Annotated in this window: 16 protein-coding genes; 10 read left to right on the top strand and 6 right to left on the bottom strand. The window is 45.8% G+C overall.

From position 1 onward, the window contains the following. The first annotated feature begins 30 nt into the window (after window positions 1-30). From LP667_RS07980 to LP667_RS07970, 3 genes are all read left to right on the top strand, one after another. The gene (locus tag LP667_RS07980) at window positions 31-1,431 is read left to right on the top strand and encodes a DHA2 family efflux MFS transporter permease subunit (protein ID WP_021730878.1); all 1,401 of its coding nucleotides are present in this window, start codon (window positions 31-33) and stop codon (window positions 1,429-1,431) included. Between the two features lie 286 nt (window positions 1,432-1,717). After that, entirely contained in the window at window positions 1,718-2,692 is a 975-nt protein-coding gene (locus LP667_RS07975; protein ID WP_021730879.1) for a zinc-binding alcohol dehydrogenase family protein, read from the top strand. Window positions 2,693-2,846: 154 nt separating this feature from the next. Continuing rightward, on the top strand, window positions 2,847-3,956 hold the full coding sequence (locus LP667_RS07970) for an acyltransferase family protein (RefSeq protein WP_021730880.1): 1,110 nt from the start codon (window positions 2,847-2,849) through the stop codon (window positions 3,954-3,956). A gap of 153 nt (window positions 3,957-4,109) precedes the next feature. Here LP667_RS07970 and LP667_RS07965 read toward each other — a convergent pair whose 3' ends face one another. The 4 genes from LP667_RS07965 to LP667_RS07950 form a co-directional block, all read right to left on the bottom strand. After that, window positions 4,110-5,081: an alpha/beta hydrolase gene (locus tag LP667_RS07965; protein ID WP_021730881.1), complete on the bottom strand. Its 972-nt coding sequence runs from the start codon at window positions 5,079-5,081 to the stop codon at window positions 4,110-4,112. 65 nt (window positions 5,082-5,146) lie between these two features. Further along, complete coding sequence (locus LP667_RS07960; protein WP_033609335.1) at window positions 5,147-6,607, bottom strand: catalase; 1,461 nt, start codon at window positions 6,605-6,607, stop codon at window positions 5,147-5,149. Window positions 6,608-7,018: 411 nt separating this feature from the next. Continuing rightward, entirely contained in the window at window positions 7,019-7,402 is a 384-nt protein-coding gene (locus LP667_RS07955; RefSeq protein ID WP_021730883.1) for a carboxymuconolactone decarboxylase family protein, read from the bottom strand. A 315-nt stretch (window positions 7,403-7,717) separates the two neighbouring features. Further along, window positions 7,718-8,860 carry a hypothetical protein gene (locus LP667_RS07950; protein ID WP_021730884.1) on the bottom strand — a complete coding sequence of 381 codons (1,143 nt, stop codon included), beginning with the start codon at window positions 8,858-8,860 and terminating at the stop codon, window positions 7,718-7,720. A 522-nt stretch (window positions 8,861-9,382) separates the two neighbouring features. On the opposite strand from LP667_RS07950, the gene ppsA reads away from it, so the two are divergent. Beyond that, on the top strand, window positions 9,383-11,779 hold the full coding sequence (gene ppsA / locus LP667_RS07945; RefSeq protein WP_021730886.1) for a phosphoenolpyruvate synthase: 2,397 nt from the start codon (window positions 9,383-9,385) through the stop codon (window positions 11,777-11,779). A gap of 154 nt (window positions 11,780-11,933) precedes the next feature. Here ppsA and LP667_RS07940 read toward each other — a convergent pair whose 3' ends face one another. Further along, on the bottom strand, window positions 11,934-12,440 hold the full coding sequence (locus tag LP667_RS07940; protein WP_021730887.1) for a MarR family winged helix-turn-helix transcriptional regulator: 507 nt from the start codon (window positions 12,438-12,440) through the stop codon (window positions 11,934-11,936). A gap of 176 nt (window positions 12,441-12,616) precedes the next feature. Between LP667_RS07940 and LP667_RS07935 the strand changes: the two genes are divergently transcribed. Together LP667_RS07935 and LP667_RS07930 are read left to right on the top strand one after the other, a co-directional pair. Beyond that, window positions 12,617-13,558 carry a daunorubicin resistance protein DrrA family ABC transporter ATP-binding protein gene (locus LP667_RS07935; protein WP_021730888.1) on the top strand — a complete coding sequence of 314 codons (942 nt, stop codon included), beginning with the start codon at window positions 12,617-12,619 and terminating at the stop codon, window positions 13,556-13,558. 14 nt (window positions 13,559-13,572) lie between these two features. Beyond that, the gene (locus tag LP667_RS07930; protein WP_021730889.1) at window positions 13,573-14,343 is read left to right on the top strand and encodes an ABC transporter permease; all 771 of its coding nucleotides are present in this window, start codon (window positions 13,573-13,575) and stop codon (window positions 14,341-14,343) included. A gap of 139 nt (window positions 14,344-14,482) precedes the next feature. Here LP667_RS07930 and LP667_RS07925 read toward each other — a convergent pair whose 3' ends face one another. Beyond that, window positions 14,483-15,682 carry an O-antigen ligase family protein gene (locus tag LP667_RS07925; RefSeq protein ID WP_021731619.1) on the bottom strand — a complete coding sequence of 400 codons (1,200 nt, stop codon included), beginning with the start codon at window positions 15,680-15,682 and terminating at the stop codon, window positions 14,483-14,485. A 364-nt stretch (window positions 15,683-16,046) separates the two neighbouring features. On the opposite strand from LP667_RS07925, the gene LP667_RS07920 reads away from it, so the two are divergent. The 4 genes from LP667_RS07920 to clpB all read left to right on the top strand — a co-directional run bounded on the left by LP667_RS07920 (window position 16,047) and on the right by clpB (window position 21,760). After that, the gene (locus LP667_RS07920; RefSeq protein ID WP_021731618.1) at window positions 16,047-16,754 is read left to right on the top strand and encodes a tRNA (adenine(22)-N(1))-methyltransferase; all 708 of its coding nucleotides are present in this window, start codon (window positions 16,047-16,049) and stop codon (window positions 16,752-16,754) included. Continuing rightward, on the top strand, window positions 16,741-17,763 hold the full coding sequence (locus LP667_RS07915) for a Nif3-like dinuclear metal center hexameric protein (RefSeq protein ID WP_021731617.1): 1,023 nt from the start codon (window positions 16,741-16,743) through the stop codon (window positions 17,761-17,763). Before LP667_RS07920 ends, LP667_RS07915 begins: the two co-directional genes overlap by 14 nt. 38 nt (window positions 17,764-17,801) lie before the next feature. Further along, window positions 17,802-19,040, top strand: coding sequence for a peptidase T (gene pepT / locus LP667_RS07910; RefSeq protein WP_021731616.1), 1,239 nt, complete (start codon window positions 17,802-17,804; stop codon window positions 19,038-19,040). A gap of 116 nt (window positions 19,041-19,156) precedes the next feature. Then, window positions 19,157-21,760: an ATP-dependent chaperone ClpB gene (gene clpB / locus LP667_RS07905; RefSeq protein ID WP_056988284.1), complete on the top strand. Its 2,604-nt coding sequence runs from the start codon at window positions 19,157-19,159 to the stop codon at window positions 21,758-21,760. The last annotated feature ends 362 nt before the right edge of the window (window positions 21,761-22,122 follow it).

Genomic DNA, 22,122 nt, shown 5'->3' with positions numbered 1-22,122 from the left:
GAACTAAAACTTAAGGAGCTGAATTTACAAATGCAAAAACAAGTTGACCTCAAACTGATTGTGGCTATCGTGGCGGCCGGATTGCTCTCGTTTTGCGGTGTCATTGTGGAGACCGCAATGAATATTACTTTTCCTAAGCTGATGCGTGAGTTTTCCATCAATACGGCTACCGTTCAGTGGATGACGACGGCTTATCTACTGATTGTGGCCAGTATCGTGCCCATTTCAGCCTATTTGAAACGCCGGTTTCGAACTAAAACGTTATTTGTCACGGCCAACCTTTTATTTATGGTCGGTTTGATCGTTGATGCGCTTGCAACTAATTTTCCATTATTGGTTGCGGGTCGAATTATTCAAGGTTGTGGGACAGGGATTGCTTTACCATTAATGTTTAATATCATTTTGGACTGGGCACCAGCTGATCAAAAAGGAACGCTCATGGGAGTCGGGACACTTATCACAGCCATCGCACCCGCGCTGGGTCCAACTTTTGGCGGCATCATCGTTAGTCAGTTGAATTGGCATTGGATTTTTATGCTTTTAATTCCAGTGTTAGTGATTTCGCTATTACTGGGACTTTACGGGATTCGTCAGGCACAGCCGATTGTCAAAACTAGCTTTGATGTTGTCGGTTGGTTGCTGGTTATCTTATTATTTGTAGGGTTTACCATTGGTTTTAGTCGGTTAGCAACGATTACGACGCAGCCACTGGCCTGTGTGGCTTGGATCGTAGTGGGATTGATTGGCTTGGGCGGTTTTGTGTGGCGGACGCAGCGTGCAGCGCAGCCATTGATTAGTCTAACGATTTTTAAAGTGCGTTCGTATGATTTTCATTTAATGGCTTATTTTCTTGTCCAAATTTGTGCGCTAGGATTGGCCTTTATTTTGCCCAACTATATTCAGTTGGTTAACGGGAAAAGCGCCTTGTTAGCGGGCTTGTTTGTCTTGCCTGGAGCGGCCATTGGAGCAGTTTTTGCGCCATTAGGTGGCCGGATTTTAGATGGCTTTGGTGCTGCTAGACCCGTATTGACAGGGTCGACGATTTTAGTGATTGCGATGGCTTTATTTACAGTTTTAGGTATGCGACTGACCGGTCCCTTTATTTTAGCGATTTATATTTTACTAATGATTGGTATTGGTTTGACGATGGGCAACACGATGACCAGTGGGCTGCAGCAATTGTCGGCTAGTCAGCAGGCCGATGGAAATGCGGTCTTCAATACACTGCAACAGTTTGCGGGGGCGATTGGGACTTCCGTTGTGTCGGCGATCATTACGCTCGTTCAGGCTCAAGCCAGTGGCACAAATGCGCATCGAACGGCGTTGGGGTCAACCATGGCCTTGGGATTGTTATTCATATTAGTTGTGATTGAATTAGGTGTGATGATCATGGCCATGAAACGACGCCAATCCTCCAGTCATGTCGGCTAGTCCGACGTATACCAATCATGCTAATACCGAGCTTGTGACTAACTAGTCTTAAAAATTATCAAGGTACTTGCTGCCCAAATGACCAACATTAGCTGCCGACCACGGCCGTCTATTAATGCTGGTCATTTTTAATAGCAGCAATGACCTTAGTGAATGTCTATTTAACTAGCTGTCGGAGCGCGATACTAGCTTAGTATTGACTTCTAGGTTAAGTTAAATAATAGTGTTAACATTGATATCAAATAATCGATTAGTTACTAAAGTCAGCACACAAAGGAGTAATAAGATGCAAGCTTATGTTGTTAATCAGCCAGGTGGCCCCGAGGTATTAAAACTAACAAAGCGGCCTAAACCCAGTGTTAAACCCGGATGGACACGACTAAAAGTGTTAGGGTTTGGCGTTAATCATTCAGAAATCTTTACACGGGAAGGCAAGTCACCTAGTGTTCATTTTCCCAGAGTCCTTGGTATTGAAGTTGTGGGAATCGTTGATGAGACGAGTGCGCCAGCCACACTGAGTCGTGGTCAGCGCGTGGTTTCCATTATGGGTGAGATGGGACGGGCCTATGATGGGAGCTACGCCGAATACGTTTTGTTGCCTAATGACCAAGTGTATCCAATTAACACGAATTTACCGTTAGCATCATTGGTGGCGACGCCGGAAACTTATTATACGGCTTATGGAATTTTCAAGAGTTTACAGTTGAAAGCAACGGACCGCGTACTGATTCGAGCAGCAACTAGTGGCGTTGGTGTTGCTGATTTGCGTTTGATTAAGGCCTATGATTCACGAATTCACGTGGCTGGCACAACACGACGAGCCACTAAACGGCAGCAATTATTAGACGCGGGTTTTGATGAGGTCATCATAGCGCCAGATAGTGCCCAGCTACCAGCCGGAACTGATTATTTTGATAAAATTATTGATTTGATTGGTCCGTTAAGTGTTAAGGACACGTTATTGCATCTGAATGAAGGGGGCATTGTTAATGCTACCGGAGAATTAGGCGGCGTATGGACGCTGCCAGACTTTGACCCGATTAGTGATATTCCCAATAATCGGTATTTGACCGGATTCTCGTCTGGGGAAGTTTCTCAGTCGTTATTACAAGACTTATTTGACTTTATTGCTGACTATCAGGTGCCAGTTGCACCAACGCGGATTTTTAAGTTTGACCAAGTCCCAGCCGCACATGCCTACCTGCAGGCGGCTGAGAGCTTTGGTAAAGTGATCGTACTGTTTGATCAAGAACACTTGTAGCACAACCAGACGAGTGGTTTGGTAGTAAGTACAAGCTTAAATTGCTGGTGGGGATGCTAGTCACCCCCCCTTGCAATTTCTGAAGAATTTATTAGACTGAACCTAAGATTGACCACCGTTCGATCTCACGAAATTCGAAAAGGTGGTAACGATAATGAATGCTTCTAACATATCAGCTGATGTGACTGACGTGGGTGATTACCTCAAATTAGGGGCCTGTACTGCGGTCATGGCCCAGCCAATCCTTGCCGACGCATTGACGACTGCACCGTCGATCGCCACGCAAATTGGTATCGGTATTTTTTATAATCTGGTCAAGTATACGGCGCCGGCCTTTATTTTTGGGATTCTTTACACGACGACGCGAACAACACTCAACCAAGCAACGTTGACCTATGGTGAGTATTTGCGACGACAATGGCATGCATTATTTATTCCGACGCTGTGGTGGACCACGATTTACTTGGTTTTGATGCCCCAATTACAATTAGGTGGACGGTATCATCATTGGCAAAGCTTTCTCTGGCACTTTGTTAATGGGAATGCGGCGCCGCATTTATGGTACAACACCATGATGCTACAATTTATCTTACTGATGCCGTTATTTTGGGCAATTGGTCGGTGGTGTCAACAGCAGCCGCGACATGGCTGGCTAGTTTTAGGATTGACAACGGTGATTACAGTGCTCTGGCTGTGGTTTTATGATTGCCAAATCTTTCATGGTCCCCACATGCAGGACTGGTATTTAGTGGACCGTCTGTTTATTAGTTTCTTGATTTTTGGTGTGCTTGGTGTACTGGCATGGGTGTTTCGAGCGTCGTTTCAGCGTGTGCTGAGTCGGTGGTGGCCAGGATTGATGGGCGCCTTTTTGCTGTGCCTGACTTGGACCAATTGGGAATTTTTTACGTATGGCTTTCCTATTAAGTTGGGTAACGCGCCGTATTACAAGCCCTCAATGGTATTGTATGCACTGATTGTGATTGGGTTACTAGCAGTATTGTGCGAGGTCCAAGTTCGACAGCAGCGCCCAGTGACTAGGGTGGTACATCAGTTGGCCGGGATGGCCTATAAGGCCTATTTAGCCAATGTTTTTTGGTCGGAGCTGCTGTGGCTGAGTTTTGGGCGTGCTTTGACAATCAAGCTGTCTGGGCTAGGTATCGGGGTGTGTTACGTTTTGACCTGGTTGTTATCATTTGCGTCGGCTTTTGGGATTCACGCGGCTTGGGAGTGGCTCAAACGGGGGCTTAATGACAGGTCGGTTTGACCTGGAACTCGAGCGCGGCCGTTATTATGACAATATTGAACGCAACTAAAAACAAGCTCCACAAGAATACAATTCTTGTGAAGCTTGTTTGCTTTGACTCTGTTAATGTGATTTGTTAATTAGTTAGTCTGGGGGCGTTACTGCGTCCAGTTACTAGTTATTGCGTTGGTTGATCCAGGTGGTCGATAGGTCCATTGCGGCGCGGGTCGCGTTAGTTTGATCAAGTGAATTGAGCATCACAAAGTCATGGACCATGCCTTGGAGACGCGCTTGAGTGACGGTAACTCCGGCCGCTCGTAATTTGGCTGCGTAGGCTTCACCTTCATCGCGAAGAACATCAGCTTGGTCGGTCAGAATCATTGCGGCAGGCATACCAGTGAGTAATTCTTGTGACGCTTGTAATGGGGATGCTGTGACTTCTTGACGCGTCGCTTGGTCTGGTAAATATTGGTCCCAAAACCATTCCATGCCAGCTTTGGTTAAATAATAGTGTTCGGCAAATTCTTGATAGGACGGGGTATCAAAGTTAGCATCCGTTACCGGATAATAGAGCAGTTGCTGTTTGATTGGAACACCTTGACGTTGCTTCGTCATAATGGTCATGACCGTTGCCATGTTGCCACCAACGGAATCACCGGCGACGGTCAAACGAGTAGCATCAAACTGCTTGTCAGTTGCCAGTGCTGGCAGTTGCTGCAATACGGCGTAGTTTTGTTCGATTGCAACCGGATAGCGTGCTTCTGGTGAGCGGCTATATTCCGGAAAGACGACCATTGAATTAGTTCGAACGGCCAATTCACGAATCAATTTATCATGGGTGTGCGCATCACCGAAGACCCACCCAGCACCGTGAATATAGAAGATGACTGGTAATTGAGCATAGTTGCCGGCGGGGCGGACGAACCGCACGTTAATGGTGCCCCACTGACCAGTATCCATTAGTTGATCGGCAATGTCGACGTTGGCTTTTGTAACGGGACTGTCTTGAAGTTGGTCGAGAATTGCCCGACCCTTAACTGGTGGCAGTTCGTAGATTCGGGGGTGTGGGTCGGTAGCAGTAGCTAAGGCGGCAGCAGCAGGTTCTAAGGTGACACGTTCTAATTGGGTCATTTCTTGATCAAGCATAGTATATTCCTCCTAATAGTTGGTCTGAGTGTCATGCTTACTGGCGTAAATTAATGGCCAATGAGTTATTCGCGATAGCTTAAAACGGTTTCGAGATCCAAGTTTAAAGCTTTTGCGACACGAGTGCCGTATGTTGGATCAGCCGCGTAAAATTGTTGGATTTCAAGTTCCTTAACACCAGGCAGGGTAACTTGACCTAGCGCGTTTTTGATTGTTTCAATCAAGCGTGCTTGTTCTGCAGTGCTCATCAGTCGGTATAAGTCACCGGCCTGAGTCGTATAATCAACATGATGAGCGTATGGTTGGGCCTGGGCATCACCAGTGACGGTGACTGATTTAATGGCTGCGTCTGGCACTTCTTGAGGGCCATTCAGTGAATTTGGTTCGTAATTGACCGCAGCACCCTGATTATCAGCCTTCATATAGCCATCGCGTTCGTAGTTATGCACGGGCACGATTGGTTTGTTAACTGGTAGATCTTCAAAGTTAACACCTAAGCGGTAGCGCTGGGTATCCTTGTAGGAGAAGAGACGCCCTTGTAGTAGTTTATCCGGTGAAGGTTCGACGCCTGGTACAAAGTTGGCGGGTGACATGGCAGCTTCTTCGATATCCGTAAAATTATTCGTTGGATTTTCGTTTAAAGTGATGCGGCCAACTTTGATCAGGGGATAGTCTTTGTGAGCGACGACCTTAGTCACGTCGAAGATATCCCACTGATAGTCCAAGCCAGCTTGATACGGCATGATTTGTACGTAGAGTGTCCATGAAGGGGAGTCACCGGTTTCAATCGCATCATACAAATCATCTTGCAGATAATCGAGATTTTTGAGTGTTACTTGTTCGGCGGCTGCCGCGGTCATATTCTTAACCCCTTGATCAGCAATGAAATGATATTTGATCCAGAACTGTTCACCCTGTTGGTTGACCCACTTGAACGTATGGGAACCGTAGCCGTTCATCGTCCGAAATGAGGCGGGCAGTCCACGATCACCCATTAAATAGGTGACTTGATGCAGTGATTCCGGTGAATGTGACCAAAAATCCCATTGCATATTTTGCGTTCGCCGGTTGGTTTTCGGATCACGCTTTTGCGAGTGAATAAAATCTGGAAATTTCAGGGGATCGTTGACGAAGAAAATCGGCGTGTTGTTACCAACGATGTCGTAATTACCTTCCTGGGTATAGAACTTCATCGAGAAGCCGCGAACATCGCGGACAGTGTCAGGGTACCCTTTTTCACCAGCAACCTGCGAGAATCGCATGATCAGGGGCGTTTTTTTACCAACACCGTTGAAGAGATCGGCTTTGGTATAAGCACTCATATCGTTGAGAAGTTCAAAGTAACCCTTAGCACCGGCCCCCTTAGCATGAACAACCCGTTCGGGAATCCGTTCACGATCAAAATGGGCTAACTTTTCCAACAAATCGTAGTCTTGCATCAAAACCGGGCCACGAGATCCCGCTGTTTGTGAATGCTCGTTATTGGCCCATGGTTGACCTGCTTCAGTCGTCAATTTGTCTGCCATCATTCATCTTCCTTTCTGTAAGAACCACCAATAAAAAATAATTAAGTTTTGTACAATTAAAATGCTAACATGCAATCTTACTTTGACGCCAGTCGTTGATAATCTGATAACTAAGATTTTGCGAATTAAGTCAATTGGTTTGTTAGTTCGCTGTGTAAATCAATAATGGCATTTGCGATCAACGTTGTTATGTCAACGTTTGCCGTTGGTTGTGACAATGGTCAGTGACCTTTATTGACAGATTTTAAGGATGGTGGTCGTGCGTTAATATCGATAGACGGTCAATCGTTAAGTGTCAATTAGCTTTAAAGATGCGGTCCGTGGGGGATCATAATTAAAGCGCCAGCATCCAGATCTTATTTAGATTCTGAACACCGGCGCTGTTGAGTTGGCTTGTGAGAGGGTAAATGACTATTTAGCGCTAGAATGTGCAAAGACGTCGGTCGCGATTTGGACGGCTGTCAGTACACGTGGAAAACCAGCGTAGGGAAGGCATTGAACAAAAGTAGCCATGATCTCAGCTTTGGTAATGCCGATATTTAAGGCACTCTGAAGGTGAACGCGTAGCTGATAATTCGTATCACCGAGTGTCAATAGGACGGTCAGAGTGATGATTTCTTTTTGTTTTAGACTCATCCCAGGTTGACCAAAAATATCATTGAAGACGAATTCTGAAATGTATTGGCTGAGTACTGGCGCAGTATTAGCTAAGGAGGCTTTCAATTGCGCCGCTGCTTCCGGGTTTAACGTTTTAAAGATTTTGTCACCGTTGCTAGCCCGTTTTGATTCTGTCATGAACAATCACTACTTTCTTAAATGGAATGACGCCCAGTGTAACCGAGGTCGATTAATTTTGACAATCAAAGCTGTATGTAAGGCTGATGACTTTACTAAATATTTGATGTACTGGCGATAGTGGTTATAGTGCCTAGCTGATTTGGCACTTGGGTTTATGGCTTTTTTACTGAATAAATAAACGTCCGGCAATGAACACACTGGTTCATTACAGGACGCATTTCTTGTGATTATTAGTTAACCATAACAACTGTAAGCCATGAGGTCAAAACAACGTTGCCGACCTTCTCTGTTAATAACGAGGGGATAACCAGCTTAGTTAACGGTCACCTCTTTAGTGATTTGCCCAGCATCTGGATCGGTCAGATAATTCAGGCTACTGGTGAGTGCCACTCGGGCTGGCCCAGCTTTGACCGTAATGGTCGCGGCCGATTCGCCAGGATGTTGTTGATCCATTTGGTTAAAAATATCGATGTCTGTTTGCGGCAAAGCGCTAGCTGCAACGATGGTACTGGTCTTGTTATATGTCGTGACAAGTTGCTGATTGATGCGAATGATTTTGTTGGCGTTAATAACGATGTACAACATACCAGTGCTGTCGCCACTAGCAACAGTATTATGTGCCAACTGGTAACCGGCGTGAGCGGCATCAGTTTTGAAGGCTGCGTAGGTTACATTTTGGTTTAATGAGCCTAATGAATAACGACTGAGGTCTTGGATTGCGGAGCGTTCATAACTATTATACCGATGCTGATACAGGTAACCGTTTTTGATCATTAGCTTGCCGGTGTCGCTAGCACTAGTTGTTGTTTCGGCAGCAATCCAAGTGCCATTGAGTTGATCAACGCTAATGTGCCTAGGGGTTACTTTAGTGTTCGTGTCGGTAAAAGAACGACCGCGGTCAATGGTTGTAGTCTGGTCAGTATCTGAGTATTGCATATTAATGGCGTAGAGATGATGGCCCTTAGCAACGAAGGCCGTGGCCACTGGTAAAGGATCGGTGCTGCTACCAGTCTCTAAATAGATCAAGTCGGTCAACTTATTAATTTTAATCGGTGCGCCAAGTTTTTTTAGAACCGCGTTGACTTGGCTGACTGACATGTAATGAAGTCGATGACGGTAACTTTTTATGATATGCCGTTGTTGAGCGCGCTGCCATTTAGAGAATGAGACTTGTCGGTGTTTGATGCCTACTGATAAAAACTGGCCTTGGCTAGTTGTCCAGCTTGATTGGGCGGTTGTCTTGTCGACAACTGAGGCTTCTAATTTGCTGGCAACACCATGCTTCGTCTGTTTAGAACTAACCGCTTGATCAAAAGTCCACGTTTTAGTCTTTGCTTGGAGCACTTTTTGGGTCGTCGCTTTGACAGGGTGGTGATGGGCTGGGGCGGATGTTTGGGTTGTACAACCAGCGAGTGTGATGCCGATTGTAATAACCAAAATGGCCAATTTGTGCATTTAGGGATTCCTCCGAATCAATGAAAAATATGTATAATAACCATCAGTATAGCATATGTGATTGTGCCGAGTGTCAATTGGATTGAACAGGTTAAGACGTCCTGCAGCGGTTTGTTATTGAGCTTACAATTTTTTGTTGGCACTGTTTTAGAGATGATAACGATGTTAAGCATTAATGATGACGAAAAAACGTGTCTGGTGAAGTGACGATACGACACTCAACTAATAATATTGTGAAAAGTATTCGTTAATTAATTAGCCTTACCTGCCAATGATGAGCTACGAACCGTTTTGAGAATGAAGATCAATAGAATTCCAGCTATTTAAGGATAACGATGAACTTTCGTGGACGTGATTGATCAATACTAATAACCATATTCTATCGAAAAAATAGTGAGAACAGGTTTTACTTTGTGTAAAAATGAACTACAATATAAATGGTTAATGTAAACGCTTACATGAATTTGCTTTTCAGTTTGATAATTGTGATAGTCAAGTTAAGAAATACAGGGAGGTAATCTTATGAGTAGTCGTGATACGGCAAACGTTTTATGGTTTGATGAATTACACCGCGAAGATGTGAACCTAGTGGGCGGTAAATCGTCTTCACTAGGTGAAATGACGTCATCGATGGATGTTCCAGTACCGTATGGTTTTGCGACCACTGCCCGGGCGTATCAGTATTTCATGAACCAGACGGGGCTGAACGACAAGGTCAATGATTTATTAGCAAGTATTCAGGATTATGAAAATTCTGATGAATTGCATACTGCTTGCGAACAAATTCGGCACTTGATCGTGGGTGCCACGATGCCAGCTGACTTAGCAGCTGATATCGAACAAGCCTATGCGGATCTAGCCAAGAAGATGGGGCAAACTGATCCGTTCGTGGCAATTCGTTCTTCAGCGACTGCTGAAGATTTACCAAATGCTTCGTTTGCTGGGCAACAAGAATCTTACTTAAATATTAAGGGTGCTGCCGATGTCGTTAACCGGGTTCAACAATGTTATTCGTCACTGTTTACTGATCGGGCCACGTATTATCGACACAAACAGCATTTCCCGCATGAAAAAGTGGCCCTCTCAGCTGCCATTCAGATGATGGTCTTTTCTAAGGCGTCAGGAATTATGTTCTCCGTCAACGTGGCGGATGGGGATGCTTCCAAGATCGTGATCGATGCCATTTACGGTTTGGGTGAATATATTGTTTTGGGCAAAGTTACGCCGGATCACTTTGTTATCGATAAGCAATCGATGAAGATCGTTGAAAAGAATATTATCGAACAACCTGTCCAATTGATGCGGTTACCGGGTGGTGGGACTAAAGAAGAACCTGTTCCCGATGAGTTGCAAGGTCAGCCAGTATTGACCGATGCGCAGGTGATTGAATTGGCGGGCTACGCGAAAGAAATTGAACGGCACTACGGTTGCTACATGGACATGGAATACGCATTGGACACGAATACCAATCGGCTATGGATCGTCCAAGCACGGCCAGAGACTGTTTGGTCACAGCGTAATAAGCACAACGGTGCCGCTGACGATGAAGACGTTGTGGATGAAGCGAATGCCAAGGTTGTCGTCCGGGGTTTGCCGGCTAGTCCCGGATTAGCCAGTGGTGTTGTTCATGTCATCGATAATCCAAAAGACATTGATCAGTTCAAGCAAGGCGAAGTGTTAGTGACGTTAATGACATCACCAGATTGGGTGCCAGCAATGAAGAAAGCCGCAGCCATTGTGACCAATAACGGCGGCATGACTTGTCACGCGGCGATTGTTTCTCGCGAAATGCAGATTCCATGTATTGTCGGCACTAAAAGTAAGAAAGTGGCGGCAACCGATGTTTTGAAGACCGGTGATGTCGTGACGGTCGATGCTAAGAACGGGGTCGTCTATCAAGGCAAGGTTGCCAGCATGTTGAAGCCTAAGAACAGTGCAACAGCAGCCATTGGTCAAGTGGTTGCCGCTGAGAATTTTGCCCCAACTGCAACGGGCGTCATGATGAATTTGGGTGATCCTGATCTGGCTGACAAATACTCAAGTTTACCAGCTGATGGCATCGGCCTAATGCGTGAAGAATTCCTATGGACGACTTTTATTCATGAACATCCGCTATACTTGATTGAGCAGGGCCATCCTGAAAAAGTGGTTAATATGTTGGCGGATGGGATTGCCAAGGTCGTTCGAGCGATGGCACCGCGGCCAGTCGTCCTACGTTTCTCAGACTTTAAGTCGAGTGAGTATCGCAATCTAAAGGGTGGCGATAAGTACGAACCACATGAACCAGCTGACTTACTGGGCTGGCGGGGTGCATCTCGCTACTACGATCCGAAGTATATTGAGGCCTTCAAGTTGGAACTGGCTGCGGTCAAAAAGGTTCGCAATGAATTTGGTTTGAAAAATTTGAACGTGATGATTCCATTTGTCCGGACTGTCGATGAAGCGCAAAAAGTAACGACTATTATGCGCGATGAAGGGCTGATTCGGGGTGCGGACTTTAAAGTCTATATGATGGCTGAGATCCCAACTAATATTATTTTGGCCGACCAATTCAACCAATTCGTTGATGGCTATTCGATCGGTTCGAATGACCTTGCGATGCTGATTCTCGGTTGTGACCGCAATAATGATACGGTAGCGCACCTCTTTGATGAGCGGAACTTGGCTGTTAAACGGGCCATTCGACACCTGATCAAGACGGCGCACAAAGATGGTAAAACGGTTTCAATCTGTGGTCAGGCACCATCTGAGTACCCAGAGTTCACTAACTTTTTGATTCAAAGCGGTATCGATTATGTTTCCGTTAATCCAGATATGGTCAAGGAGACTAAACGCAATGTGGCTCACTTTGAACAACGCATTATGTTGGACAAAGCAACCGGTCGCGGATTACAGGACCCAACTGATTATCAATGGTAAAATGTGATTTTTGATAAAAGTTGAATAAGCACTAAAAGCGGATCAATTCGTAACTGAATTGGTCCGCTTTTTAGATCCGGTTAGAGCGAAATATTGGTCATGGCTAATTTTTAGCAAGGTGCCAGCTAAAAATGACTGTCAGGTAGCGCTGGTCTTACTTTTTAAACTGCTTCAAGTACCGACTAGCAAATAATTTGTGGAACTTAACGCCTAAAGTTGGGTTAGCAGCGTCAATATCCGCATACATCGCAGTTGTAATCTTGGTTAACAATGGCGCCAGCTGATCAAGCTCGTCATCGGAAAGTGTGTTGACAAACGGTGGCACTTCTTGAGCTGCGGAGGCGATTTCTTCGCGACCAGCCGTGGTTAAGTTAACCAGGTTGACCCGTCGATCTTTAGTGGACTTTGATAAGGTTACTAGATGCCGATTGACTAGTTTATAGACAAATTCACTCGTTGATTGTGGCGACATGCCGAGGCGACTCGCCAACTGCTTTTGTGAGAGGTGGTCTTCATCAGCTAGCGCTAATAGGATCTTGCCTTGGCCCTCAACGGTTATTCGTGGGCGCGCCTGTTTGACAATATCATCATAAATTTTGCTTAGCTGCTCGTATTCAGCTAATTTTCCGGCGACTAGTTCTGCCTTAATATTTGTTGTCACGGTCAAATCATTCCATTCGTTATTTTCTTAAGTATACAACATTCTCCGAAACACGGCACTTTAAGGGCAGCTGGTTTTGGAATCGCCGGTCAATAATTAATGATTGACAAATTAATCAGGGGGACTTACTATATATTTCGTCAGGGGGACCTGACTAATTTGTGGGAGGTTTTAGAATGAGTGAAGAAATGATGATTCAAATGACGCATGTTCAGAAACGGTTTGGCGCGAAAGTCGCCGTTAAAGACTTGTCGCTGCAAGTGCAACGGGGTGAAATTTTTGGCTTGTTGGGTCCGAATGGTGCGGGGAAAACAACGACAATCAAGATGCTGACGACCCTATTGCGGCAAGATGCTGGAAAAATCATAGTTAATGGGTTTGATTCGTTGTCACAAGCCCAACGTGTTCGCCAGCAGTTTGGTCTAACGGGGCAGACGGCCAGTATCGACCAGGACTTGAGTGCCCGGGAAAATTTGCAGATTTTTGGGCGGTTAAATGGATTAAGTCGTGTGGCAGCGAAAACTCGGGCAACTGAATTATTGGCTGACTTTGATTTGACGCAATCCGCGGACCACGTCTTAGCGACATTTTCCGGTGGGATGCGGCGCCGATTAGATTTAGCGGTTAGCTTAATCGGCAAGCCGGCCATTCTTTTTCTTGACGAACCGACCACTGGCCTGGACCCCCGAACAAGAACGCAGATGTGGCAGGCGATTCGTCAATTAGTTGCGGCTGGTTCAACCGTGGTATTGACAACGCAATATTTAGAAGAGGCGGACCAATTAGCGGATCACATTGCGCTCATTGATCACGGCCAGTTAGTTGCTAGTGGGACACCGACAGCTTTGAAGCAAAGCATAGGTGGGCAAGAACTTGAGTTACAAGTCAGTACGACTGCGGCAGTTGCATCGGCGACAAATATTTTGCAAGCGGTTCTTGGTCAAAACGTACAAGTTGAGGCACGTACCTTGACCGTACCGTTAGGCGCCAACAGTTTGACGACAGTCGCTGAAGTTTTAACACGTTTGCAAGCCGCTCAAATCACGGTCAGCAACTTCGCCATGCACACACCATCGCTTGATGACGTGTTTTTGAAGCTGACCGTTGGCACGAATTAGAGGAGGACAAAGAGATGGCAATTAAACAACTAACACAATTAAGTCATATTTTGACCATGACACATCGAAATTTGTTAAAGACGTGGCATAACCCGGATAATATTAGCGATGTGGTGATGCAACCGGTTATTTTTACGCTATTATTTGGTTACTTGTTTGGTGGGGCGATTGCCGGCAGTGTCCATGCGTATTTACCAATGCTAGTTACCGGTATTTTGGTTCAAAGTATTTTAAATGCGGCTTCGGGGTCTGGCCAGCAATTGCGTGAAGATATTAATGCGGGGGTGTTTGACCGTTTTAAGACGCTGCCAATCTCACCAATTGTGCCGCTAGCCGGTCAGTTAATGGGCGATGTTTTGCGATTGCTTATTTCTGGTATTATGGCGCTGGTGACGGCTTCCATGATGGGGTGGCGCCCCACCGTTAGCCCGCTAGTACTGGTCAGTGTTTTACTGCTAGCAGTATTTGTTGGGTGGTCGCTCTCGTGGGTTTTTGTCTTAGTCGGATTAATGGTCAAAAATGCGGCGTTAATTGGCAGCCTCTCAATGATTATTATTCTAGTGCTGACCTTTTTATCCAACGCGTTTATTCCGACCAAGACGTTACCACATATGCTTCAAATAGTCGTTCGATTGAATCCGGTCAGTTTAACAATCACCGCGATTCGCACGATTTTGCAGACTGGTCAGTGGGGATTAAATGCGTTTGTCGTGCTACTGAGTAGCGGACTTATTATTGTAATTTTTATGCCGTTGACGGTCTTGGCCTATCGTCGCTTCAGTTAACGGCACGCTAAAAAACAGTGTGAGCTACGGTGTGATGATCACCGACAGCTGACACTGTTTTTGGGATAACTGGCCGTTATTGGTCGTTTGAAATGTGTGGCGACGATAACGGTAACCGGTGCCCTGATTAAATTGCAGGCTAGCGGTGACTGGTAGCCGCTATGAGGCTGTTAGTACTCAATTGCTGTTCATGATGCCAACAAGCAATGATCAGCAAAATAATAATCAATACCTGCATGGAAGATAAGACAAAATCTGTTAATCCGTAAGCTAGAATGATGGGCAACGTCATCATAAAGTATCGCAAATTGGGGGTGCGATACTGATGCCAATATTTGGTTAAGTGCCAACCACTACTGAGGACTAAGTAAATAAAGCCAACGCCACCTAAAATGCCAAAAGAAGCCAGCAGCATGAGTAAAATATCATGGGCGTGTGGAACATAGGTCCCGGTCAGTTGCAGATAGCGGCGGGCAAAGCCGAAATACGTGACACCGAGAAACGGCGCCTGCTTGAAAACGGCGAAACTATTGTGCCAAATCGTCAAACGACTCTGAAGGGCGGTAACGGTGGAGGCGCTGCGGGGGAAAACGTGCCAGATAATTAAACTACTGGTTATTAAGATTGTTGTGACTAAAAGGCGATGATGGCGACAAAGCTGGTAAGCCGTCATCATCAGAATAGCAATCATGATCATGAGACCCGTACGTGATTTGGTTTGATAAATACCTACACACAGTAGGCCGACGAAGCACCAGTTCGCTAGTGGCCAGCGGGTGAAGGGGTGAACGCTTTCATGACTTAATTGCGTCAATAGTAAACCGAGGGCAATCAATAATAGACAGCAGGCATCGTTTGGATTGTAGGCGGAACCGAATAAACGATTTTGATTAGCGGCATAGCCCCACAATAAATCGCCCAACAGGAATTTTAACCAAGTCGGTAGTGTCAATACTTGGTTGAGCCAATGAAACGCAAAGCCGCTGATTGCAATATACAAGCCGAATTGGATGACGAATTTACGCAGTTCGTGCCATGCAATTGATTGGGTTGATTCACGGCATAGTAGCCATAAATTGCCTAATACAAAAAGCATTAAAACGGACAGTGCAACGCTGCGGTAATCACGGTGATTGAGATTGAGCGTTGTGACACCCATTAGCAGGACAATAAATCCTAACAATGGGTCATGACGGCCGAATTGTCGCGGGTGTTTGAGTAGCGCCAGCCATTGCCAGCGGCTTAAATAAATGAGCCAACCGATTCCCACCGGTGGCAGAATGGCTAATAATTTTAGGCCAGTCAAAAATGGCGACGTCGTTACAAGACGTTTTCGCATGATTAATCAAACTTTCTCTCGTTAGAAGATAAGATACATGTCGCTTGCCAGTCGACATTACTATTATGGCACGCAAGCTTGCTAGCTGAACTTAGGTTTATGGAATTTTAGTTAGTTTGAACAAATCTTAGGAATTTTCAGAAAAAATTAACCAGCTGAATGCGTATTCATGGTGAAGCATGGTAAAATATGATTAGTGGCGGATGGTACTAGTCAAGTTAATATAACGCGTACCATCCGTAGTTAGTTAAACGGTATAATTAAAACAATTAGACTGGGAAGATTTGCCAATAATTGCTGAAAGTCGTGTTGTTGATACTTTATTAGCGTGGGTAAGTCTGACCGAATTAAAGGGGAACTGTATGTGGATGCAAAACAATTATCACAACGATTAGCAACGGTTGGGGCGTTCGTTAAGCCAGGGGCACGAGTAGCCGATATCGGGTCAGACCATGCCTATTTGCCAGCTAATCTCGCATTAAATCACCAAATTAGTTATGGTATCGCCGGTGAGGTCGTTCAAGGTCCCTTTGAGAACGCGCGCCATGAGATTCAAAAGCTAGGCTTAACTGATGTCTTGGTGGCCCGGTTGGCTGACGGATTGGCTGCGATTGAGCCGACTGATCGTATTGATACGGTGACGATTGCCGGAATGGGGGGTCCTTTGATTCGTCACATTCTCGAGCAAGGTGCACCACAACTTGTAGATGTTCAACGGCTCATATTGGAGCCTAACGTTGGTGAAGCAACGGTGCGTGAATGGCTAGCTGCTAATCAGTTTCAAATTGTGGCTGAGCGAATTCTGGCAGAAGATGGTCATACTTATGAGATTCTTTGTGCGGATCGCGTTGATCATGCAGTCACATATACAGCCGCTGAGCAGTTGTTTGGTCCGTTCCTGTTAACTGAGCAGTCGCCGGTATTTATTGCCAAGTGGCAGCGCGAACTACAGCGAGTGAACGCTGCGGTTGCGCAAATGCAGCGGGCTAAAGTGATTCCGGCGGAGCACTTGGCGCGCGCTAATGCCAAAATTAAATTGATTGAAGGAGTCTTGACGGATGCAAGCAAGTGAATTAATCGCGCGCTTTGAAAAATTTGCGCCACTCAAGTTGAAATGGGAGCATGATCCCACCGGGTTACAAATCGGTGATCCTCATCAGGATGTCCACAAGGTGTTAGTCACCTTGGATGTGCGGCCGGAAGTTGTCCAAGAAGCCATCGCAATCGGTGCCGACATGATTTTTGCCCACCATCCCGTCATGTTTCGGCCAGCCAACAATCTTGATTATCAAGATCCTCAGAAAGCAATGTATGCAGAACTTGCAGCCCACCACATCTTGGTGTACGCGGCCCATACGAACTTGGACTGTGCGGAGGGTGGTATGAACGATTGGCTTGCGGCGGCCTTAGATTTGCAAAACGTCCAGGGGTTGGTTCCTGGGTACCATGCACAGGCTGTTAAGCTGACCCTAACGGTACCGACCAATCAAGTTGAAACGGTACAGGAATACTTAACGAATACCGTGGGTGCCACGCTAGATCGTTACGCTGTCAACTCAGGTGAACAGTTCAGCGTCGATTTACTAGCCGATCAGGTTTCGACTGCGGTGGCAGGTATTGATGACCTAGCCGCTGACAGGTGGGACTATCAGGTTGTGCCACTGTTATCTGGCGGTCATCAGTATTATATGGGCCGGGTTGGTGATTTACCGACACCGTTGTCGGCTCAAGCGCTTGCCGAACAGTGTAAGCAAGCATTTGGTGTCAGTGGGCTGCGACTAGTCAGCGCTGATTCTCAACAACGGATCAGCCGTGTCGCTGTCCTCGGCGGTGATGGTGGCAAATTTTATCCCCAAGCGCTGCAAGCAGGTGCACAAGCTTACGTGACGGGTGATGTTTATTATCATACTGGTCATGATATGTTAGCGGCGGGGTTAACGGTTATCGACCCGGGCCATCATATCGAGAGTATCTGTAAACCACAACTGACTAGTTTGTTTAATCAGTGGCGAGTACAAGCTGGTTGGCCAATCGAGATTGTGGCGTCTCAGCTGAATACTGATCCGTTTACCTTCATCTAAGTTAATCATGAGCTTTAATAAGGAAAGGAAGTTATTCTATGTCAAAATATCCAAACTTAATTTCAGACTTTTTAACTTTTGTTAAGATTAATAGTCGTTCTGATGAGGAATCAACGACAATTCCGTCATCACCACGTGAAACGGCCTTTTTGCAACAGTTAATGATCAAGCTTACCGAACTTGGCTTGAGTGATGTTGAACAGGATGCGCAGAGTGCGTATGTTTTTGCCACCATCCCTGCTAATACTGATAAGGCGGTCAAAACACTAGGCTTTATTTCGCACATCGATACGGCCGACTTTAATGCGGAAAATGTCAATCCACAAATTGTTGACAACTATGATGGCGAATCAGTCATTAAGTTAGGCAACGGGGATTACGTGTTGGATCCCGCTGTCTTCCCCAACTTAAAGAACTATGCTGGTCACACGTTGATCACGACTGATGGGACCACACTGCTTGGTGCCGATGACAAATCGGGTGTTGCTGAAATTATTAGTGCGGCGGAATATTTGCTGACCCATCCAGAAATCAAGCATGGCAAGATTCGCTTAGCTTTTGGTCCTGATGAAGAAATTGGGACTGGGGCTGATCACTTTAATGTACCCGCCTTTGGTGCCGATTACGCCTACACGGTCGATGGAGGCCCACTCGGTGAATTGGAGTATGAAACATTCAACGCAGCCCAAGCCACCGTGACCATTACAGGCGTTAATGTTCATCCAGGTGAAGCTAAGGATAAGATGGTCAATGCTTTGCAATTAGCCGTTGATTTTCAATCGGCGTTACCAGCTCACGATGTCCCAGAACATACGGAAGGTCGCGAAGGGTTCTTCTTCTTGCTTAGTTTAGACGGAACGGTCGATAGCGCCAAGATGACTTACATTATTCGTGATCATGATCGCGATAAGTTTGAAGCACGTAAACGGTTATTTATGGCAGTTGCGGATCGGTTGAACTTAGCTGACGGTGTGGTCCGGATCAAGGTCGACATGAAGGACCAGTACTATAATATGCGTGAAGTCATTGAAAAGGACATGCAAGTTGTTGAACTGGCAAAACAAGCAATGATTAAGCTCGGCATTACGCCGGCAATTTATCCGGTTCGTGGTGGGACAGATGGCTCCAAGATCTCATTTATGGGCTTGCCAACGCCCAACTTGTTCGCTGGCGGTGAGAACATGCACGGTCGGTTCGAATACGTTTCAGAACAGGTGATGGCCCAAGCGGTGGACGTGGTCTTACAGATCGTTCAGGATAATTATGACCAGGACTAAATTCTTGACCTTGTTTGACCTTGTCGGTTATACTTTAATAGTCAATAAAGGTCAAACAAAAATTGGCAGCTATGACGGCTGCCTTTTTGCTACCATTTTTGAGGAGGTACGTGAATATGAATCCAGAACAATTTACAGAAAGTTTACAACAAGCCTTACAACAGGCTCAGCAAATTGCACAAACGCGGCGCCACCAAGAAATTGGGGTACCCCACTTATTTAAATTCTTAACGCAGCCGGGGGAACTAGTCCGGCAAATTTTCAGCGAAGCGGGTGTTGATTTAGATCAATTACAAAATGAACTCGACCGTGAACTGGATGACATTGCCGTTGTTAGCGGTGGTAACGTTCAGTATGGTGGTAGCATGAGTAGCAGCCTGGCTACCTTGATGCAGGCTGCCGATGCTAAGCGTAAATCGTTAGGTGACGAGTATCTCGCAACGGATACCTTAGCCCTAGCGTTGATGGACCAGACTGGGGATCAGTTGACCAAATACTTGCAGCAGCAAGGGATTACAGCTGGACAAGTTAAGAATGCCGTTGATCGTATTCGGGGTGGTCAACGGGTAACTTCTCGCAACCAAGAAGATCAATATCAGGCCTTAGAAAAATACGGGGTCGATTTAGTTAAGCAGGCACGGCAAGGTAATCAGGACCCGGTTATTGGTCGGGATGAAGAAATTTTGGACGTAATTCGAATTTTGTCACGGAAAACCAAGAATAACCCTGTTCTAATTGGGGAACCGGGTGTTGGTAAGACGGCGATTGTTGAAGGCTTGGCCCAACGGATCGTTCGTGGCGATGTGCCGGAGAACTTGAAGGATAAGACGTTATTTTCGCTAGACATGGGCTCCTTAATTGCCGGAGCAAAATATCGTGGTGAATTTGAAGAACGACTCAAGGCGGTATTGAAGGAAATCAAGAAGAGTGATGGGCAAATCATCATGTTCATTGATGAAATTCACAATATCGTTGGTGCCGGTAAGACGGAAGGTAGTATGGACGCCGGTAATTTATTAAAGCCAATGTTGGCACGTGGCGAACTTCATTTGATTGGGGCTACGACATTGGACGAATATCGCCAGTACATGGAAAAAGATAAGGCCCTAGAACGGCGTTTCCAAAAAGTGTTAGTTGCTGAACCCAGTGTTGAAGATACAATTAGTATTTTACGGGGCTTAAAAGAACGCTTTGAAATTCATCATGGCGTTCGGATTCACGACAATGCCTTAGTAGCCGCTGCGAAGTTGTCTGATCGTTACATTACGGATCGGTATTTACCTGATAAGGCGTTGGACTTAGTCGATGAAGCGTCTGCAGAAATCCGGGTCGAAATGAATTCTAATCCGATCGAACTAGATCAAGTTAATCGGCAATTAATGCGCTTAGAAGTCGAAGAAGCGGCACTCAAGAAAGAAACCGATGATGCTTCCGTTAAACGTTTGGCTGATGTGCAAAAAGAATTGGCCAGTGCGAAGGAAAAACAGCGGGCATTGGCCGAACGTTGGGATAGTGAAAAGAAGAGTCTGCAAGCGTTGAGTGATAAAAAGTCTGCGTTAGATAAAGCTAAACATGACTTGGAAAATGCTGAAAATAATTATGATCTGGAGCAGGCGGCTAAGTTGCAACACGGGACGATTCCTAAGTTGGAACAAGAACTAACCGCCATGGAAGCTAATGATCATCATGAAGACTGGCTCGTTGAAGAGTCGGTTACGCCAGATCAGATTGCCAATGTGGTTTCCCGGATGACGGGTATTCCAGTAGCCAAGCTGGTTGCCGGTGAACGAGAGAAATTATTACACTTGGCAGACCATTTACATGAACGGGTCGTTGGTCAGGACGCAGCGGTCAATGCGGTTTCAGATGCCGTATTACGTTCGCGGGCCGGCCTGCAAGATCCTAACCGTCCCTTAGGTTCCTTTATGTTTTTAGGGCCAACTGGGGTGGGCAAGACTGAGTTAGCGAAAGCACTAGCTGAAAATTTATTTGACGCCGATGATCACATGGTTCGTATCGACATGAGTGAGTACATGGAAAAGGAATCCGTCTCACGGCTAGTCGGGGCAGCACCTGGCTACGTTGGCTACGAAGAAGGCGGTCAGTTGACTGAAGCTGTTCGTCGTAATCCGTATTCAATCGTTTTATTTGATGAAATCGAAAAGGCCCATCCAGATGTCTTTAACATTTTGTTACAAGTGTTAGACGATGGGCGTTTAACGGATGGTCAGGGACGGACAGTTGACTTTAAGAATACTATCCTGATCATGACGTCGAATTTGGGCTCAGAGCTATTGCTGGCGGGTGTTGATGATCAGGGGCATTTGTCCGATGAGACGCATCAACAAGTCATGCAGCTGGTTCAAAGCCGGTTTAAACCAGAATTCTTAAACCGGATTGACGACATCATTATGTTTACGCCATTACAATTAGGTGCGATTGAAGCAATCGTGTTGAAACTGATTGCTCGGTTATCGGCACGGCTACAAGACCGTGAAATCACACTGAAAATTTCAGATGAAGCTAAGAAGTGGATTGCTAAGCAAGGGTATGAACCGGCGTATGGGGCGCGGCCACTGCGACGCTTTATTACTAATCATGTTGAAACGCCTCTCGCTAAAGAGATTATTGCGGGCCGCGTAGCTCCTAAATCGACGGTTGCTATTAACTTGATGGACGATCACTTAGTATTTGAAAATCAAACGACTCAACCCGCATAAGTGTTATTAATTGGATTAACAACTGATGATTACGAGTGCTGGTAATAAAAGTCGTATCAGCAAAAAGCCTGGACTGTGAGCATCTTTAGATACTCACAGTCCAGGTTTTTGATTATATGTAGATTGGAACCATATTGGTGATGGTCTAAGATATTATAAGAGAAAAGATGCAAATCGTTACCAAACGCTCAAGAAAGTGCTGACTAACTGTGGATGATTGAACGATTTATCAATTAATTGATTTGCACACATTTTGAGCGTAGATACCACGTACCTCGGTCAAAGGGTTCAGCAAAAAGGACGAACAACCCGCATTCGGTTGCTCGTCCTTCTTGTTTGTGTAGCGGCTTAGCTGTGGCATA

The organism is Lactiplantibacillus paraplantarum, assembly GCF_003641145.1.
Taxonomy (GTDB): domain Bacteria; phylum Bacillota; class Bacilli; order Lactobacillales; family Lactobacillaceae; genus Lactiplantibacillus; species Lactiplantibacillus paraplantarum.
This window is presented reverse-complemented; position numbering and strand designations above follow the sequence as displayed.

Bases quoted from the DNA above. Each gene is read 5' to 3' on its own strand.
- LP667_RS07980 (WP_021730878.1), top strand. From the start codon at position 31: ATGCAAAAACAAGTTGACCTCAAACTGATTGTGGCTATCGTGGCGGCC.
- LP667_RS07975 (WP_021730879.1), top strand. From the start codon at position 1,718: ATGCAAGCTTATGTTGTTAATCAGCCAGGTGGCCCCGAGGTATTAAAA.
- LP667_RS07970 (WP_021730880.1), top strand. From the start codon at position 2,847: ATGAATGCTTCTAACATATCAGCTGATGTGACTGACGTGGGTGATTAC.
- LP667_RS07965 (WP_021730881.1), bottom strand. From the start codon at position 5,081: ATGCTTGATCAAGAAATGACCCAATTAGAACGTGTCACCTTAGAACCT.
- LP667_RS07960 (WP_033609335.1), bottom strand. From the start codon at position 6,607: ATGGCAGACAAATTGACGACTGAAGCAGGTCAACCATGGGCCAATAAC.
- LP667_RS07955 (WP_021730883.1), bottom strand. From the start codon at position 7,402: ATGACAGAATCAAAACGGGCTAGCAACGGTGACAAAATCTTTAAAACG.
- LP667_RS07950 (WP_021730884.1), bottom strand. From the start codon at position 8,860: ATGCACAAATTGGCCATTTTGGTTATTACAATCGGCATCACACTCGCT.
- ppsA (WP_021730886.1), top strand. From the start codon at position 9,383: ATGAGTAGTCGTGATACGGCAAACGTTTTATGGTTTGATGAATTACAC.
- LP667_RS07935 (WP_021730888.1), top strand. From the start codon at position 12,617: ATGAGTGAAGAAATGATGATTCAAATGACGCATGTTCAGAAACGGTTT.
- LP667_RS07930 (WP_021730889.1), top strand. From the start codon at position 13,573: ATGGCAATTAAACAACTAACACAATTAAGTCATATTTTGACCATGACA.
- LP667_RS07925 (WP_021731619.1), bottom strand. From the start codon at position 15,682: ATGCGAAAACGTCTTGTAACGACGTCGCCATTTTTGACTGGCCTAAAA.
- LP667_RS07915 (WP_021731617.1), top strand. From the start codon at position 16,741: ATGCAAGCAAGTGAATTAATCGCGCGCTTTGAAAAATTTGCGCCACTC.
- pepT (WP_021731616.1), top strand. From the start codon at position 17,802: ATGTCAAAATATCCAAACTTAATTTCAGACTTTTTAACTTTTGTTAAG.
- clpB (WP_056988284.1), top strand. From the start codon at position 19,157: ATGAATCCAGAACAATTTACAGAAAGTTTACAACAAGCCTTACAACAG.